At 64.4% G+C, this 14,888-nt stretch carries 18 protein-coding genes; 5 read left to right on the top strand and 13 right to left on the bottom strand.

What is annotated here, in order from left to right; genetic code table 11:
* Positions 1 to 34: 34 nt before the first annotated feature.
* Both AAFO92_RS03195 and AAFO92_RS03190 read right to left on the bottom strand, forming a co-directional pair.
* Positions 35 to 1,183, bottom strand: coding sequence for an alpha-D-ribose 1-methylphosphonate 5-triphosphate diphosphatase (locus AAFO92_RS03195; RefSeq protein WP_347533201.1), 1,149 nt, complete (start codon positions 1,181 to 1,183; stop codon positions 35 to 37).
* On the bottom strand, positions 1,180 to 1,899 hold the full coding sequence (locus AAFO92_RS03190; protein ID WP_347533356.1) for an alpha/beta fold hydrolase: 720 nt from the start codon (positions 1,897 to 1,899) through the stop codon (positions 1,180 to 1,182). The genes AAFO92_RS03195 and AAFO92_RS03190 overlap by 4 nt, the downstream gene beginning before the upstream one ends.
* A gap of 69 nt (positions 1,900 to 1,968) precedes the next feature.
* On the opposite strand from AAFO92_RS03190, the gene AAFO92_RS03185 reads away from it, so the two are divergent.
* Positions 1,969 to 2,406, top strand: coding sequence for an NUDIX domain-containing protein (locus AAFO92_RS03185; RefSeq protein ID WP_347533200.1), 438 nt, complete (start codon positions 1,969 to 1,971; stop codon positions 2,404 to 2,406).
* An 8-nt stretch (positions 2,407 to 2,414) separates the two neighbouring features.
* Positions 2,415 to 2,906, top strand: a complete 492-nt coding sequence (locus AAFO92_RS03180; protein WP_347533199.1) for a GreA/GreB family elongation factor — start codon at positions 2,415 to 2,417, stop codon at positions 2,904 to 2,906.
* 19 nt (positions 2,907 to 2,925) lie between these two features.
* Here AAFO92_RS03180 and AAFO92_RS03175 read toward each other — a convergent pair whose 3' ends face one another.
* The 11 genes from AAFO92_RS03175 to AAFO92_RS03125 form a co-directional block, all read right to left on the bottom strand.
* Positions 2,926 to 3,774 (bottom strand): DMT family transporter, encoded by an 849-nt coding sequence (locus tag AAFO92_RS03175; protein ID WP_347533355.1) that lies wholly within the window; start codon positions 3,772 to 3,774, stop codon positions 2,926 to 2,928.
* Positions 3,774 to 4,265 (bottom strand): N-acetyltransferase, encoded by a 492-nt coding sequence (locus AAFO92_RS03170; RefSeq protein ID WP_347533198.1) that lies wholly within the window; start codon positions 4,263 to 4,265, stop codon positions 3,774 to 3,776. The genes AAFO92_RS03175 and AAFO92_RS03170 overlap by 1 nt, the downstream gene beginning before the upstream one ends.
* 18 nt (positions 4,266 to 4,283) lie before the next feature.
* Positions 4,284 to 5,540, bottom strand: coding sequence for a gephyrin-like molybdotransferase Glp (gene glp / locus AAFO92_RS03165; RefSeq protein ID WP_347533197.1), 1,257 nt, complete (start codon positions 5,538 to 5,540; stop codon positions 4,284 to 4,286).
* Positions 5,537 to 6,028: a molybdopterin-guanine dinucleotide biosynthesis protein B gene (gene mobB / locus AAFO92_RS03160; protein ID WP_347533196.1), complete on the bottom strand. Its 492-nt coding sequence runs from the start codon at positions 6,026 to 6,028 to the stop codon at positions 5,537 to 5,539. Before mobB ends, glp begins: the two co-directional genes overlap by 4 nt.
* Complete coding sequence (mobA, locus tag AAFO92_RS03155) at positions 6,025 to 6,627, bottom strand: molybdenum cofactor guanylyltransferase MobA (protein WP_347533195.1); 603 nt, start codon at positions 6,625 to 6,627, stop codon at positions 6,025 to 6,027. The genes mobB and mobA overlap by 4 nt, the downstream gene beginning before the upstream one ends.
* The gene (gene fdhD / locus AAFO92_RS03150; protein ID WP_347533194.1) at positions 6,624 to 7,508 is read right to left on the bottom strand and encodes a formate dehydrogenase accessory sulfurtransferase FdhD; all 885 of its coding nucleotides are present in this window, start codon (positions 7,506 to 7,508) and stop codon (positions 6,624 to 6,626) included. The genes mobA and fdhD overlap by 4 nt, the downstream gene beginning before the upstream one ends.
* Positions 7,509 to 7,591: 83 nt before the next feature.
* Positions 7,592 to 8,221 carry a hypothetical protein gene (locus AAFO92_RS03145; protein WP_347533193.1) on the bottom strand — a complete coding sequence of 210 codons (630 nt, stop codon included), beginning with the start codon at positions 8,219 to 8,221 and terminating at the stop codon, positions 7,592 to 7,594.
* A gap of 35 nt (positions 8,222 to 8,256) precedes the next feature.
* The gene (locus tag AAFO92_RS03140) at positions 8,257 to 8,391 is read right to left on the bottom strand and encodes an aa3-type cytochrome c oxidase subunit IV (protein ID WP_347533192.1); all 135 of its coding nucleotides are present in this window, start codon (positions 8,389 to 8,391) and stop codon (positions 8,257 to 8,259) included.
* Between the two features lie 81 nt (positions 8,392 to 8,472).
* Positions 8,473 to 8,937 carry a DUF6173 family protein gene (locus AAFO92_RS03135; protein WP_347533191.1) on the bottom strand — a complete coding sequence of 155 codons (465 nt, stop codon included), beginning with the start codon at positions 8,935 to 8,937 and terminating at the stop codon, positions 8,473 to 8,475.
* Between the two features lie 6 nt (positions 8,938 to 8,943).
* On the bottom strand, positions 8,944 to 9,987 hold the full coding sequence (locus tag AAFO92_RS03130; RefSeq protein WP_347533190.1) for an MBL fold metallo-hydrolase: 1,044 nt from the start codon (positions 9,985 to 9,987) through the stop codon (positions 8,944 to 8,946).
* Positions 9,987 to 11,705 (bottom strand): acyl-CoA dehydrogenase, encoded by a 1,719-nt coding sequence (locus AAFO92_RS03125; protein WP_347533189.1) that lies wholly within the window; start codon positions 11,703 to 11,705, stop codon positions 9,987 to 9,989. The genes AAFO92_RS03130 and AAFO92_RS03125 overlap by 1 nt, the downstream gene beginning before the upstream one ends.
* Before the next feature lie 124 nt (positions 11,706 to 11,829).
* On the opposite strand from AAFO92_RS03125, the gene AAFO92_RS03120 reads away from it, so the two are divergent.
* The 3 genes from AAFO92_RS03120 to AAFO92_RS03110 all read left to right on the top strand — a co-directional run bounded on the left by AAFO92_RS03120 (position 11,830) and on the right by AAFO92_RS03110 (position 14,869).
* Positions 11,830 to 12,783 carry an L-threonylcarbamoyladenylate synthase gene (locus AAFO92_RS03120; RefSeq protein ID WP_347533188.1) on the top strand — a complete coding sequence of 318 codons (954 nt, stop codon included), beginning with the start codon at positions 11,830 to 11,832 and terminating at the stop codon, positions 12,781 to 12,783.
* A gap of 111 nt (positions 12,784 to 12,894) precedes the next feature.
* Positions 12,895 to 13,476, top strand: a complete 582-nt coding sequence (locus AAFO92_RS03115; RefSeq protein WP_347533187.1) for a hypothetical protein — start codon at positions 12,895 to 12,897, stop codon at positions 13,474 to 13,476.
* Positions 13,391 to 14,869 (top strand): DNA polymerase Y family protein, encoded by a 1,479-nt coding sequence (locus AAFO92_RS03110; RefSeq protein ID WP_347533186.1) that lies wholly within the window; start codon positions 13,391 to 13,393, stop codon positions 14,867 to 14,869. The genes AAFO92_RS03115 and AAFO92_RS03110 overlap by 86 nt, the downstream gene beginning before the upstream one ends.
* Positions 14,870 to 14,888 lie beyond the last annotated feature (19 nt).

The raw sequence follows: 14,888 nt of genomic DNA, 5'->3' as shown, positions 1-14,888 counted from the left end.
CAAACCGGCGCGCGCGTCAGCGCGCTCAACAGGGTCACGCGATGAACCGCGCCGCGACCTCGCCGGACATATAGCTTACCCGCCCCCCTGCGATCGTCGCCGCAACCTGCCTTGTGGCCGCGTTCAGCACCACCAGATCGGCGCGCCTGCCGGCCACGATCTCGCCGCGATCCCTCAACCCCAGCACCCGGGCCGGTCCGCTAGAGATCAGCGCCCATGCCCCGGCCAGGTCGGTCACGCCGCTGTCGGCCAGGAAAAGCGCCGCCCGCCGCAGCGACGGGTAGTGGTAATCCGACGCCAAGGCATCCACCAGCCCCATCATCACCATTTCGACCGCGCTGACATTGCCGTTATGCGAACCACCCCGCACCACGTTGGGGGCGCCCATGATGATCGCATCACCACCGGCGCGCGCCTCTTCCGCCGCTGCCATCGTCTCCGGAAATTCGGCGACGCCCGCGCCACGCGCCCGCCATTCCCGGCGCTGCGCGGCGCTGCGGTCATCATGACTGCCCATCAGCACGCCCCTGGCCGCCAGGGCCGAGCTCAGCTTCTCAACCGCCGGGCCGACCTCGGAGCGGCGCGCATGCATCGCCTGCATCATCTCAAGATGCTTTTCCGGGTTGCGTCCGATCCGCAGGGCCTGCCCGGTCAGGCGCGGCGGCCGCTTGCCCTGTTCCAGCGCCTCATGCGGCAGGTGATCGTTGAAGACCACGTAAGGGATGCCGTGGTCGGCGATCATCTGTTCAACCGCCTCATACGAGTCCAGCATGGGTGTTTCAAAGCGCAGTTGCACGCGCAGGTCTGTCTCTACCTGCGGCCGGATCTGGGCCAGCCCGTCAAGCACCCGGCTGGCAAATTCGGGGCCGCGCATGCCGCCTTCCCAGCTGTAGAACTGCGCCAGCGTGGCGGTGGTGATACCATTGGCCGCCAGTTCCGCCTCGGCGGCGATCAATCCCTGATCCAGATCCTTCATCGCGCCGCGCCGCGGGGCCAGATGCCGCTCGAACCCGTCGCCATGTATGTCGACGATGCCCGGCAGGAGCAAGAAACCATCAAGGTTCACCTCGCGCTGCTGGTCGCCGGAAACGATCACACCTTCGGCCAGCGAAACCGGCCGATCCTTAAGCCCCTCGGGCGACAGCACCCGCGCCCCGGCCAGCCGCAGATCAAGCGTTCTCATTCCCCGCCGCCCCAGAACAGTTCGCCTATCCCCATGTCGTGATCAAAGGCACCGTTGCGCAAAAAGGCCGCGGTCTGCGCAATCACGATCGGGTTGTTCATCATGAACGTATGCGTGACCGGTAGTTCGATATGATCTGCCATGCCCGCCACACGGGTCGACGCGACCGACACTTTGCCGTCATCCGGGCCTTCGATCAGCGTGGAAAAATACGGGTTGAGCGACCGCGTTCCGGCAATCACGCCCAGCTCGAAATCCACCGGCGGCAGGCTCTCGGTAAACCCGTCCGGCCCGGTCTCCAATTGTGAAAACGCAGGCCCGTTCAGCCATTCGACCAGTTCCAGCGCGCCCAGTTCATCCACCACCTCGGACCCGTGATTGGGCGGCGCCAGCATCACCACCCGGCCCAGGTTCCGTGGCCGGTCATGCCCCAGCCACGCCCTGAGCAGGATCCCGCCCATCGAATGGGTCACGAAATGCACCGTTGCGCCGCCGCAGCTTTCAACCGCCGAGGGCAAGGTTTCATCGGCCAGAATTGAAATCCGCTTTTCGGTCGACGGATAGCTGGGGGCGACCGTATCGAACCCTTCCGCCTCAAGCACTTCCTGCAGCAGCAGGAACGATGTCTCGGTCCGCGCAAGACCATGCAGCAGCACAACGCAATCGGCGCGCGCAGACATCGGCAGCAGGCACAACAAGGCAAGAGCGAAACGCATCATGTCCTTGAGATACGCGCGATTTCCCCGTTACAAAAGGGGGTATCACGTAAACGGGACGCCTGGATCATGCCCATCCGCCTTGCCACGCGCGCGATCATCATTCAGGACGGCCGCCTGCTTCTGGTCAATGCCTACCCGGATGGCGTCAGCGATCTGTGGTGCGCCCCCGGCGGCGGCGTGGAAACGGGCACATCCCTGCCCGACAACCTGATCCGCGAAGTGCACGAGGAAACCGGCCTGACGATCGCGGTCGGGCCACCCTGCCTGATCAACGAGTTTCATGAACCGGTCAGCGGTTTCCACCAGGTCGATATCTTCTTTCGCTGCACCGTCACGGACGGCCGGATTGACCGCACATGGCGCGACCCCGAGAAGGTCGTGACCGAGCGGCGCCTGGTCACGCGCGCCGAGATGAAGCAATTGCGCTTCAAGCCCGACAGCCTTGCCGAAATCGCCTTTTCCGATGGCCTGCGCTATGATCCGCTGGAACGGCTGATCCGGTAGGAGGCGTCATGAACAAGGCATTCACCAAGGAAGACGACGGCGACACGCCCCAGCGCTTGCCGGATCTGCCGATCTCGAACCATCCCAACCTCGTGACTGCACGGGGTTTGAACCAGTTGAAGGACCGGCAATCCGGGCTTGAGGCCGAGGTGGCGCGCCTGCGGGACGGCCGCGACCATCTCGATGATCTATACCCGCTGGCCGTGGCCGAACGCGACCTGCGCTATGTCGAGGCACGCCTGGCCAGCACCATCCTCGTGACCCCGCCCGAGACCGCCACCCATGTTGGGTTCGGCGCGACCGTCACCGTCGAAGACGAAGACGGCAAGACCGCGCGCTATACCATTGTCGGCGAAGACGAGGCCGCGCCCGAAGACGGTCTGATTGCCGCCTACTCACCGCTCGCCCGTGCGCTGATGGAGGCAAAGGCCGGCGATATTGTCGAATGGCCAAAGCCCAGCGGGATTGTCGAGCTTGAGGTCATCGCGATCGCCTATTGATCTGCCCGGCGCGCAGCGCTCACCTTGCCGGCGGCTTCAGCACCGATATCGCCACACCGCCCAGCACCAGGACCGACGCCAGCGCGAATTGCAGTGTCAGGACCTCGCCCAGGAAGAACATCCCGCCCGCCATCGCGATCACCGGCACTGACAGCTGGGCCACTGCCGCGACCGAAGCGGCCAGCGACGGCAGAACGCTGTACCACAGCGCATAGCCCATCCCCGATGTGACCGCGCCGCTGATGATCGCCAGCACGATGCCCTGCGTGGTTAGGACGGTCGGCTCGACCGTGGGCAGCAGATAGCCTGCCGCAACGCCAAGCGGGGCCGCCAGGATGAAATTGGCCGCCGTGCCCTGCAACGCATCGCGGCTCAGCCGCCCAGCCAGGGAATAGACGCCCCAACCGACGCCCGCGATCGCCATCAGCACCCCGTGCCACAGGCTGACCGGAATGCCGCCGCCGGGCCACAGCAGCCAGAGCAAACCGGAAAAGGCCACGCCCGCCCCCAGCCATCGGCGCATCGGCATCGCCTCGGATTTGACGAGGCCGCCCGCGAACATGGTGATCTGCACAACGCCGAACAGAATCAAGGCACCAAGCCCGGCATCCAGCCCGCGATACGCCGTTGAAAACCCGTAGAAATACAGCAGCAACGACGCCACTCCGGCAGCCCTGCCTGCCCCGCCCAGCCGTATGCCACCGCGCAACACGACGCAGAGCAGCGCCAGAATGGCGGCCCCCGACAGCAGCCGGATCACACCGAAGCTGACCGCATCGATACTGCCCGCCGCCAACGCCATCCGGTTCAACACGGAATTGGCGGCAAAGGCGATCATGGTAAGGGTGGTCAGAAGAAACAGCCGCATCATAAACCGTCGAATGCCTTGGGATAGATCAGCGTTTCCTTGGGTGCATCATCCGCCGGTCCCGCCAGCATCGTATGGCTCAGCGGATAGGGTGAGGTCAGCGCCGAAGCCCGCGCGACGCTGAAGCCGCATTTTTCGTAGAATGCCGGCTGTCCCAGTACAACGGCATAGGTGCCGGTGATCCACGCCCATTCGGTCAACATCCCGATCATGCGCCGCCCGTTGCGCTGCCGCTGCAGATCCGGATGGATGGCAACCGGTGCAAGGCAGAGCCAACCTTTCGGTTGCACGAAACGGGACAGCGCATAATAGCCTGCGATGCCCGTCCGGGACCAGGGCAAGACCATTTCGCCCGCGATCTCGCGGCCCTGGCGCAACGCATGTACCAGCCGCACCTCATCTTCGCCGTCAAAGGCCAGGCGCAACAATGCGTCCACCGCCTCCTCTTCGCCGCGGCGCATCTCGCGGCAGAAATCCGGGCCGCTAACCATTTCGCCACCTGTCGCCCATCAGGTGAAACTGCCATAGGGGATGAATGTCACCGGATCGCCCGGGCGGATTTCCTGCCCGGCATCGCCCAGCTCGATCAGCCCCTCGGCCCAGCTGAGCCCGCTGATCCGGCCCGACCCTTCGGATTTGAACAGCTCGGCGCGCCCGCCCCGTATCCGCGCCCTCAGATATTCGCGGCGACCGGGCTTCTTGTTCTTTTCGAAACCGGCAGGCACCTCAAATCCCTGCGGTTCGCACCACCCCGCCCCCGACAGCACCCCCATCGCCGGGCGCGCAAAGATCAGCGTGCAGACCAGCGCCGCCACCGGGTTGCCGGGCAGGCCAAAGACCGGCTTGCCCCGCCACATGCCCAGGGCCAGTGGGCGGCCGGGCTTGAGCGCGATGCGCCATTCGGCCATCGCACCGGCCTCGTTGAGCAGGGCCGAGACATGATCTTCGTCGCCCGAGGACGCGCCGCCGGAGGTCAGGATCACATCCGATCTTTCAGACGCGGCGTCAAAGGCCTGGCGCAACGCCTGCCGGTCATCCCGAACGATGCCCAGATCCACCGGATCATAACCGAAGGTTTCGACAAGCCCGGTCAGCATCGGGCGATTGGCGTCAAAAACCTGGCCTGCTGCCGCCTTTGTCCCCGGCTCAACCAGTTCATCCCCGGTCGAAATCACCGCCACCCGCAGCCGGTGATGGACCGAAATCCGCGATACGCCGACAGCGGCCATCAGCGCCAGATCGGCAGGGGTCACCACCCGCCCGGCGGGCAGTGCCACGTCGCCCGCGCCGATATCCTCGCCGGCCTTGCGGGTATTGGCACCGGGCCTGATGCCGGCACGAAAGGCAATCTGGCTGTCCGCGGCGGTCACGTCCTCTTGCAGGACAACCGTATCGACCCCCTTGGGCAGCGCCGCCCCGGTCAGGATACGGATGGCATGGCCCGCAGGCACCTCCGCCTCATAGGCCAGGCCCGCCGCCGCGCGCCCTTTGACCAGCGGCAGGACAGGATCGCCCGCGCCAAGGCTGCCATGGGCAAAGCCGTAGCCATCGACCGCCGTATTGGCCTGTGGCGGGTTCGGCCGCTCTGCCACCACCGGCGCGGCGACAATCCGCCCCAGTGCCTGATCCAGATTACAGGTTTCCTGCCCCACCACCGGATGCAACCTGTCTCGCAGCATCGCCAGCGCCTGATCCACCGGGGTCCAGTCCACGCCGGCGGGCAAGGCGAAACAATCATCGCGCAGGGGCGGCGGCCTGAGGGTCATAGGCCCACCTCCGCCAGAATGAAATCGGCCACGGCAGTGGTGTCATCAAGGTCGAAGACCGGGCAGTCAAGCTCCAGCGCGGTGTCGCTGGCCACCGCGCGAATGCTGTTATCCGTGGTTGCAATCAGCGGGTTGCCGGTCGCCGCGCGATAGGCTTCGATCTTGGCGTGGCCGTCGCGTTTGTAACCTTCGACCAGCACCAGATCGACCGGGGAAAGCTTGGCCAGCAGGTCGGCCAGAGAGGGCTCGTCCTCGTCCGTCAATTCGTGCATCAGCGCCCAGCGATTGCGCGACGCCAGCAACACCTCGCGCGCGCCCGCCGCGCGGTGGCGATAGCTGTCCTTGCCCGGATGATCCACGTCAAAGCTGTGATGAGCGTGCTTGATCGTCGAAACCGTGAAGCCCCGGCGCGTGATCTCGGCCACTAGCCGCTCCATCAGCCCAGTTTTTCCTGCGTTCTTCCATCCCACGACGCCATAGATTTTCATACGCGGCCCTCGAATATTTTCCGGGCTTTTTCAAGGTCTTCCGGCGTATTGACGTTGAAAAAGGGATCGTCCGCGCCGTCAAACAGCGCCTCGCGGCCGTCATGCGCGTCGGTCCATTGCACCACCTTGCGCAGCCCAGCGTTAAGCGACGCGCGCAGATCGTCCCTGAGCGTCACGGGCCAAAGGCCGAATGTCGGGTGCCGCCCGTCCGGCGTGGCGGCCAGCACCAGCGGCACCTTTTGCCCGGCGGCGGCGGCAGTCAGCCGTTGTACCAGGTCGCGCGGGAAAAACGGTGTGTCGGCGGCGACGGTCACGACCGCCTCTGCACCCTCCTCCGCTGCCCAGTCCAGCCCCGCCAGCACCCCGGCCAAGGGTCCGAGGAACCCCTCCAGGCTATCGGCCAGCACCGGCAGGCCGAAGCGCGCAAGCCGATCGGGATCGCCATTGGCATTCAGCGCCAGGCCCGTGACCTGCGGCTCCAGCCGGTCAATCACCTGATCCAGCAGCGTGCCATCGCCAAGTTCCAGCAGCGCCTTGTCCCCGCCGCCCATGCGCGTGGCCTGACCACCGGCGAGTATGACGCCCAGCGGCGGCCTCATTCCTGCGCTCCCTTCCGCCCCGATTTGCGTGGTTCATCCGTGATCTGGTCCGGGTCGGCATCGCGCAGCAGGCGTTCCTCGCCGCTGAGGCAGATGAAGCGTTTGCCGCGCATCCGGCCGATCAGGGTCAGGCCGACCTGCTGCGCGATCTCGACCCCCCAGGCGGTGAAGCCCGAGCGCGAGGCCAGAACCGGGATGCCCATCAGTGCGGTCTTGATCACCATCTCCGAAGTCAGCCGCCCGGTGGTATAGAGCGTCTTGTCGGCCGCGCTCACCCCCTCGGACAGCATCCAGCCGGCGATCTTGTCCACGGCATTATGGCGGCCCACATCCTCCATGTAGACAAGCGGCCGCGCGCCCTGGCACAGCACGGTGCCGTGGATCGCGCCGGCTTCCAGATAGAGCGACGGTGTGCGGTTTATCCTGGCGGCAAGGGTATAGAGGTCCGAGGTCCGGACCTGCAGGTCCGGCAGGCGAACGCCCTCCAGCCCTTCCATCATGTCGCCAAAGACGGTGCCCACGGCGCAGCCGCTGGTCCGGGTCTTTTTCTTCAGCTTCTCTTCGTAGGTCGTCTGCCCGTCGGTCCGCACGACCACGGTTTCCAGGTCCTCGTCATAATCCACCCGCTCGACGGTTTCGCCATCGCGCAGCATGCCCTGATTGCGCAGGAAACCAAGCGCCAGGTATTCGGGGTAATCGCCGATCGTCATGGCGGTCACGATCTCCTGCCCGTTGAGGAAGATCGTCAGCGGGCGCTCTTCGACCACGGAAATACTGGTTGAAATACCCTGATGATCCACCCCGCCCACCGCGCGGGTCAGGCGGCGCGCACCGGGATCGGGGGCGATCAGATAATCCTGCAGGTCGTCGATCTTGGCCACGTGTCGGTCCTTGATGGGGCATTTACCCGCAATCTAGGACCAAGTGCGGGGGACGGAAACCGTCAATCGCATGGCCGGGGCGATCAGTTTGCCGAAATGCCCGCCCGCGCGACCGCGTCAGGGCGCCATTCGCGCAGCACCTTGCTGTTGTCATCGCTGTCGTATTCATAAAGTTCCTGTTCGCGCACCCCGGGGATCCGGCCAAACTGATCCGCCAGCTTGACCGGGTACCAAGTGGTCTGGATGTTCTCAAAACCCGGCAGGCTGGCCAGGATTGACGAGGTGCTGCGTGCGCACATCGCCGACGGCACGGCGCCGTGGGACATCACCGCGCGCAAGGCGGCCTCGGCCAGGGCGGGTGAAATGTCCAGTTCCTGCACTTTGACATGGTAGGTCTTGCGCGCGTGGTAGCGCGTATAGACATCGGCCACCTGCGGGGTGATCCCATAGACCACGTCATGCCTTTCCGGCAGGGTTTCATGTTTGAACGAGCCCGCGGGATCGAAAATCACCCGCTGCGAGCCGTTGATCATCAGCGAGGTATGCGCACCGGCGCCGGTGCGGTTGTTGATCATGGTAAAGAGTGTCAGGCGCGGCGGACCGTCGTGACGATAGGCGGCCCTGGTGACTGCCTCATCAGGTGCCCAGACCCGTTCTGCCGCACACCCGCCAAGCGCCAGAACCGCGCAGAAGGCCAGGATCAGTTTATGCATTGGTTTTTCCAGCAGCGCTCAGGGGCGCGCCTGTTTCAGCCGTTCACCAACGCCAGAAACACCAGGAATACGCAAATAAGCACACAGGACCATCCGACCGTCTTAACGAAACCCTCAAAGGTTTTCTCCTGAACCTGGATGTCCATTTCACCATGTTTGTGATCGGCCATGTGTACTGTCCTTCATAAGGTAGAGTCGTTGTTTGCCCGTTGGATACTTGATTTGCCCTTGGGTGTCACCACCCCAAACGGTCACACCTCATCCGTCTTTTCCAGTTCCGCTGCCAGACGGAACCCGATGCGGTTGGGGGCGGCCTCTTCCACCTTTTTCGGCAGGGCGCGCAACATCACGTTCAACTGGCTGACATGTTGCACCAGCTGGGTTTTGCCACCCACCGGATCGCTGCCATAGAAGGTCACGATATCCGGATCGAAATAGCCCATCCCCTCGATCCTGAGGATACCGGCATCGCCGCCCGTAAACCCCATCGCGACCTCGTGTTCATTATCCAGCGTTTTCTCGAAATTCTGGATGTAGAGGATCAACCGCTCATAGGCCCATTGCGCCGGGCTTTTCTGCACGACGGGTTTCAGCTTGACGCCTGCGGTTACGTCCTTGCCGCCCTTGCAGCGTTCCGGGTCCGAATGCACTTCATGGCAACGCGGGATCGCTTCATCCTCAAGCGCCTCGGCGGAGGTTTCGATCTTGTCGTCCATGTTGCTTCATCCCTTCATCTGCCACAGCCAGGCACCGTCTGCGCGACAGGTGCGGCTGACTTCGCCAGCCTGATGCAGATGATTGAGATGCGCAACCGCTTCGACAAGGGCCAAACCATAGGTGCCGGCATCAATTTTTCGCTTGAAGAGCGGCGCAAAGCACTCTCCGGCGGTGCGCGGCGTGGCCAGATGCGCGCGCAGACGGTCCAGCGCGCCGTGATGGTTCTGGGACAATTGGCGCATCCGTACCGGCAACCCGGTAAACGGCATCTTGTGCCCGCACAGCACCAGATGATCGTCCCGTGCGATGCTGGCGAACCGGTCACAGGAGGCCAGCCAGTCGCTCAACGGGTCGGCCTCGGGCTCGGTCGGGTAGACGCCGATATTCGGGCTTATCGAGGGCAGGATCTGATCCCCCGCCAGCACCAGGTTGTCGTCGCGGCTCCATAGCGTCATGTGTTCCGGCGCATGACCATTGCCGATACGCACATCCCAGTCCCGGCCGCCCGCGCGCAGCACATCGCCCTCTTTCACGCGGGTATAACCGACCGGTAACGGATAGCAGGTATCGGCAAAGTTGAACGGCCGGCTGTCCTTGCGCGCATTGTATATCGCCGGGTCCATCCCCGCCGCGCGCCACAGTTTCAGCGCCTGCTCGCTCGGCTGTTCTTCCTCGTCGAGGATCAGCATGCGCGCCATCAGCCAGCTGGTGCGCGTGGCTGTCAGCCCGGCATCGCACCGGTCCATCAGCCACCCCGCCATACCCACGTGGTCGGGGTGGTGATGCGTCAGGATCACCCGTCCGACGGGTTTCCCCGCAAGGGGACCGGCCAGCAGTTCCTGCCAAAGGGAAACCGAGCGACGTGAATGAAGGCCGGTATCGACGATGCTCCAGCAGTCGCCATCATCGAGCGCGTAGATGTTCACATGATCCAGCGCCATCGGCAATGGCAGGCGCAGCCACAGAATGCCCTCTGCCACCTGAATGGCCTGCCCCTGTTCCGGCGGGCCTTCCCAGGGATAGCGCAAGGCGCTGCCGGCCCCGTCCATCACACGCTCAGGTCTTCGATGTCGAGCGCATAGAGACCCCCGGCCCCGGCTGTCGCATGGGCCAGGAGCGCTGCATGTTCCGGCAAAAGCCGGGTAATGTAGAACCGCGCCAGCCGGGTCCGCGGGCCATCACCCTGTTCCGCAAGCGCCGCGCTCAGATGGAAATGACCACCGAGCACCCGCGCGAACGCCCTGAGGAACGGCACAGAGCCGGCAAACCTCTGGTTCATATCCTCCTGGGACAGCATCCACTCTACCGCCTCGCGCAGCGTCTCCGAGGCCTGCCAGACCGGCTCGGCCAGGTCGGGATGCGTTGCGCGCGCGGTTTCCGCCTGGGATTCGATCTCGTCAAGCAGCGCGTTTGCCGCGTCGCCGCCATCCATCAGCTTGCGCGCCACCAGGTCCATCGACTGGATGCCATTGGTGCCTTCGTAAATCGCGGTCACCCGCACATCCCGGTTATATTGCGCGGCGCCGGTTTCCTCGACATAGCCCATGCCGCCATGGACCTGGATGCCCATATTGCTGACATCAATCCCAGTATCCGTCCCGAAGGCCTTGGTTATCGGCGTCAGGAACGCGGCGCGGGCCGCCCATTCCGCCTCGCCGGTGGCAGTCTGCATGTCGATGGCCACCGCACAGGCCAGCGCGATCGACCGCGCGGCATAGACATCGGCCTTCATCGTGGCCAGCATCCGGCGCACATCCGCGTGATCGGCGATCGTGCCGGTGCCGTCCTTGACCGGGCTGCGGCCCTGCTTGCGTTCCAGCGCATAGGCCAGCGCGTGCTGATAGGCGCCCTCGGCGGCGCCGATCCCCTGCCCGCCCACGCCAAGGCGGGCATTGTTCATCATCGTGAACATCGCGCGCATCCCGTCATGTTCCTGGCCGATCAGCCAGCCGGTGGCGCCATCAAACTGAATCACCGCCGTCGGGCTGCCATGCAGGCCAAGCTTGTGCTCAAGGCTGACAACGCTCAGGCTGTTGGCCCTGCCCGGCTTGCCATTTTCATCGGGAATATATTTCGGCACCAGGAACAGGCTGATGCCCTTCGTGCCGGGCACGCCATCCGGCAACCGCGCCAAGACCAGATGGCAAACGTTCTCGGTGAAATCATTGTCACCCCAGCTGATAAAGATCTTCTGTCCGCTGACCGCATAGGTGCCGTCGCCATTGGGTTCCGCCTTGCTGCGCAGCGCGCCCACGTCGCTGCCCGCCTGCGCCTCGGTCAGGTTCATGGTGCCGGACCATTCACCACTGACCAGCTTGGGCAGGTACAAATCCTTGATCGCGTCGGTGGCGTGGTGCTCCAGCGCCTCGATCTGGCCCTGGGTCATCAGCGGGTTCAGCTGCAGGCTCAGACAGGCCGCGGCCATCATCTCGTTGACCGCGGTCGTCACCGTCATCGGCAGGCCCATGCCGCCATATTCCGGGTTGGCACTGATCGACACCCAGCCCCCTTCTGCGATGGCCTTGTACCCGTCGGCATAGCCGGGGCTGGTCCGCACAACGCCGTTTTCCAGCTTTGCGGGATGCAGGTCGCCATTGCGTTGCAGCGGCGACAGCACCTCTTCGCACATGCGCCCCGCCTCGGACAGAATCGCTCCGGTCACGTCTGGCGTTGCTTCGGCAAAACGTTCGGTGTCCATGACCTGTTCAAAGCCCACGACGTGCTTGAACAGAAACGTGTAATCCTCAACCGGCGCGCGATACGGCATGAGCGACTCCTGATCTGTTACTGTCGGACGGCTTGGCATCATCTGCCGCGCCCTATATTCACTCCATCCGCGACCTAGCGTATATGAACGCGCAAGACCATCAACCAAAACGCCGCGTCAGAAAATGGGGCTGCCCGTGCACACAAAGATTCTCTCGGCCGATGCCCCGGGCTTTGCTGCTGCAGCCGCGATTCTGCGCGATGGCGATCTGGTCGCTTTCCCGACCGAGACGGTTTACGGGCTGGGAGGCGACGCGCGCAACGATATGGCCGTTGCCCGGATTTTCGAAGCCAAGGGGAGGCCGCACTTCAACCCATTGATAGTGCACGTGAATTCCGTTGATATGGCGCGGAATTTCGTGGAATGGACGGATGAGGCGGATATATTGGCGCAGGCCTTCTGGCCCGGACCGCTGACGCTGGTGCTGCCGCTGAAGGCCAATTCGGAACTGTCGCCGCTGGTAACTGCCGAGTTGCCGACGCTTGCCATTCGCGTCCCCGCGCATCCCGTGGCGCAGGCGCTGCTGGCGGCGTTTGATGGACCTGTCGCGGCGCCTTCTGCCAATCCATCGGGCCGCATCAGCCCAACAACGGCAGAGCATGTACGTTCCGGCCTGTCCGGCAGGATTGCCGCGATTCTGGATGGCGGGCGCTGTGCGGTGGGCCTCGAATCCACCATTCTGGGCCTTGCCGACGGGCCAAAGCTGCTGCGCCCCGGCGGCCTGCCTGCCGAAGCGATCGAGGCTGCGCTGCATGGGCCCGTCCCGGTACGCGGGTCGGATGACCCGCTGTCGTCGCCGGGCCAATTGGCGTCACATTACGCGCCCGATGCCCAGGTCAGGCTGAACGCCCGGAACAAGAGAGAGGGCGAGGTTCTGCTTGGTTTCGGACCTGTCGAGGCCGATCTGAACCTGTCGCCCGCCGGTGATCTGACCGAGGCCGCGGCAAATCTCTTTCGATATCTTCATCAACTGGACAGCGAAGGGCGCGGCACCATTGCCGTCTCGCCTGTTCCCGATCACGGCATAGGCCGCGCGATCAATGACCGCCTGCGCCGCGCGGCGGCCCCGCGCGACTAGGGCGCTCGATTCGGAACAGGCCGGCTTTCGCGGCAAATCGTGTGAAGGCCCGTTTTGCGGGACTCACATATTTTCTTTGGTCGGACCTCGGTATAATAATACGGGTCTTAGATGACCTATTGCAGTATCCCCACCTTTCCGCCGCCGCCGGGCCGGGCGCATGAGGCCTGCGGGCCGGGCGCAATGGTTTTTGCGTTTGCGGTGGCCGCACGTGTTGCAGGGCAGGTTTTCTGGGTGCGCGAGGGGTGGCGGCCTGAACGGATGAATCCGGCGGGCATTTCTGAGTTTTTCGATCCTGCAAAGCTGCTCGTAGCCGATGCCACGAATCAAACCGAGGTGCTGGCGGTGTCCGAGGAGGCCCTGCGCGCCGGGACGGCCCCTCTGGTCGTGATGGAACTGAACATGCCCTTGGGCCTGACCGAAGGACGGCGGCTGCATCTGGCGGCCCGGGCCGGAAAGGCTACGGCTCTTGCCATTATCCCGGAAGGAATGGGAAGTAACGCCGCGGAGACCCGTTGGCATTGTGCGCCGGTATTCGATCCGCGCGACTCGACACTGCAAAGGTGGGAGCTTATAAAGAACAAATCAGGAACATTAGGTGCTTGGCATGTTCGATGGGATACCTCGTCGCGTCGTTTCATTGTGGTTTCCCCGGCTGGCCAGCAACCGGGCCCTGAGAATGCGCCCGGTTGATGGCGCCTTTGCCCTGACGCTCAAGCAGAACAACGCCAACCGCCTCTATTGCGTGAATCTCGCCGCCGAACGGCAAGGGCTGCACCGGGGCATGTCCTATGCCGATGCCCGGGCCTTTTGCCCCGACCTTCAAAGCCGCCCCGCCGACCTGCACGGCGATCAGAGATTTCTGCACATCCTGCGCCGTTGGACCACGCGATACTGCCCCTGGGTGGGGCTGGAGGGCAAAGACGGGCTGGTTCTGGATATCACCGGGTCGGCGCATCTCTTTGGCGGGGAAGAGGCGATGCTGGCCGATATGCGTGGACGGCTGATGCGGGCCGGGCTGTCGGTGCAGATCGGGCTGGCCGATACCCGCGGGGCAGCCTGGGCGCTGGCGCATCATGGTGAGGGCGTGGCCGCGCCGGGCGACATGCTGGGCGCACTGGAACCACTGCCGGTGGCGGCGCTGCGGCTGGAGGAGGAAACCTCGGTTGCTCTGCAACGGCTTGGGCTGCGCAGAATTGGCGATCTTGCGGCAGCGGCGCGCGCACCGCTGAGCCGCCGCTTTGGCCCCGGCCTTCTGTTGCGGCTGGATCAGGCCCTGGGCACGCAGCCCGAGCAGCTCACACCGATAGCTGATCCGCCTCATTATGGTGTGCGGATGACATTGCCCGAGCCGATCGGCCTTCTGGCGGATGTGATGTCCGCCGCCGACCGATTGCTTGCACAGCTCTGCGTCAGGCTGAAAGCACAGGAGATGGGGGCACGAAAGCTCTGCATGACGTTGCGCCGGGTGGATCAGGAATGCCAGCAGGTTGAGCTGCGCCTGGCCCGCCCGCTGCGCGAGGCACCTCGTATCCTTGCGCTGTTCGAACGCGGACTGTCCAGGGTCGAGGCAGGCTTTGGCATTGACCAATTGCGGCTGGAGGCCACGCAGGTCGAGCCATTGCCAGTGCGCCAGGTCAGCCATGTTTCCAGCGGCGACAAGGACCGGCTTGATGATTTGGTCACCCGGATCGGTACCCGGATCGGGTTGGAGAACATCCACCGCTTTCTGCCCGCGGACAGCCATATCCCCGAGCGTGGTTTCACCATTGCCCCGGCAGCCTATTCCGAGCCGGCAAGCGGCTGGCGCAGGCCACGGCCACGCCCTTTGCGCCTGTTTCCCCCGGAGCCCATCGCCGGCATCGGCCCGCGCCCGCCAGCGCGGTTCCGCTGGCGGCGGATGGCGCTGACAACAGGACGTGCGACAGGGCCAGAGCGCATCGCCCCCGAATGGTGGCTGGAGGATGAGAACTGGCATTCGGGCGTCCGTGATTACTGGCGGGTTGAAACGCGGCAGGGGCGGCGGTTATGGCTGTTTTATACCCCGCAGAACCCGGGCTGGTTCGTACAGGGTGAATTCGCATGATCGAGGCGAACCCCACCCA

The sequence above is a fragment of the Roseovarius sp. CAU 1744 genome, assembly GCF_039839345.1.
GTDB lineage: Bacteria > Pseudomonadota > Alphaproteobacteria > Rhodobacterales > Rhodobacteraceae > Roseovarius.
Note: the sequence above shows the minus strand (reverse complement) of the source record. Positions and strands in the feature narration are given on the sequence as shown.

Excerpts from the sequence above, each read along its gene's own strand:
- AAFO92_RS03195 (WP_347533201.1), bottom strand. The coding sequence starts at position 1,183 with ATGAGAACGCTTGATCTGCGGCTGGCCGGGGCGCGGGTGCTGTCGCCC.
- AAFO92_RS03190 (WP_347533356.1), bottom strand. The coding sequence starts at position 1,899 with ATGCGTTTCGCTCTTGCCTTGTTGTGCCTGCTGCCGATGTCTGCGCGC.
- AAFO92_RS03185 (WP_347533200.1), top strand. The coding sequence starts at position 1,969 with ATGCCCATCCGCCTTGCCACGCGCGCGATCATCATTCAGGACGGCCGC.
- AAFO92_RS03180 (WP_347533199.1), top strand. The coding sequence starts at position 2,415 with ATGAACAAGGCATTCACCAAGGAAGACGACGGCGACACGCCCCAGCGC.
- AAFO92_RS03175 (WP_347533355.1), bottom strand. The coding sequence starts at position 3,774 with ATGCGGCTGTTTCTTCTGACCACCCTTACCATGATCGCCTTTGCCGCC.
- AAFO92_RS03170 (WP_347533198.1), bottom strand. The coding sequence starts at position 4,265 with ATGGTTAGCGGCCCGGATTTCTGCCGCGAGATGCGCCGCGGCGAAGAG.
- glp (WP_347533197.1), bottom strand. The coding sequence starts at position 5,540 with ATGACCCTCAGGCCGCCGCCCCTGCGCGATGATTGTTTCGCCTTGCCC.
- mobB (WP_347533196.1), bottom strand. The coding sequence starts at position 6,028 with ATGAAAATCTATGGCGTCGTGGGATGGAAGAACGCAGGAAAAACTGGG.
- mobA (WP_347533195.1), bottom strand. The coding sequence starts at position 6,627 with ATGAGGCCGCCGCTGGGCGTCATACTCGCCGGTGGTCAGGCCACGCGC.
- AAFO92_RS03145 (WP_347533193.1), bottom strand. The coding sequence starts at position 8,221 with ATGCATAAACTGATCCTGGCCTTCTGCGCGGTTCTGGCGCTTGGCGGG.
- AAFO92_RS03140 (WP_347533192.1), bottom strand. The coding sequence starts at position 8,391 with ATGGCCGATCACAAACATGGTGAAATGGACATCCAGGTTCAGGAGAAA.
- AAFO92_RS03135 (WP_347533191.1), bottom strand. The coding sequence starts at position 8,937 with ATGGACGACAAGATCGAAACCTCCGCCGAGGCGCTTGAGGATGAAGCG.
- AAFO92_RS03130 (WP_347533190.1), bottom strand. The coding sequence starts at position 9,987 with ATGGACGGGGCCGGCAGCGCCTTGCGCTATCCCTGGGAAGGCCCGCCG.
- AAFO92_RS03125 (WP_347533189.1), bottom strand. The coding sequence starts at position 11,705 with ATGCCGTATCGCGCGCCGGTTGAGGATTACACGTTTCTGTTCAAGCAC.
- AAFO92_RS03120 (WP_347533188.1), top strand. The coding sequence starts at position 11,830 with ATGGGGCTGCCCGTGCACACAAAGATTCTCTCGGCCGATGCCCCGGGC.
- AAFO92_RS03115 (WP_347533187.1), top strand. The coding sequence starts at position 12,895 with ATGACCTATTGCAGTATCCCCACCTTTCCGCCGCCGCCGGGCCGGGCG.
- AAFO92_RS03110 (WP_347533186.1), top strand. The coding sequence starts at position 13,391 with ATGTTCGATGGGATACCTCGTCGCGTCGTTTCATTGTGGTTTCCCCGG.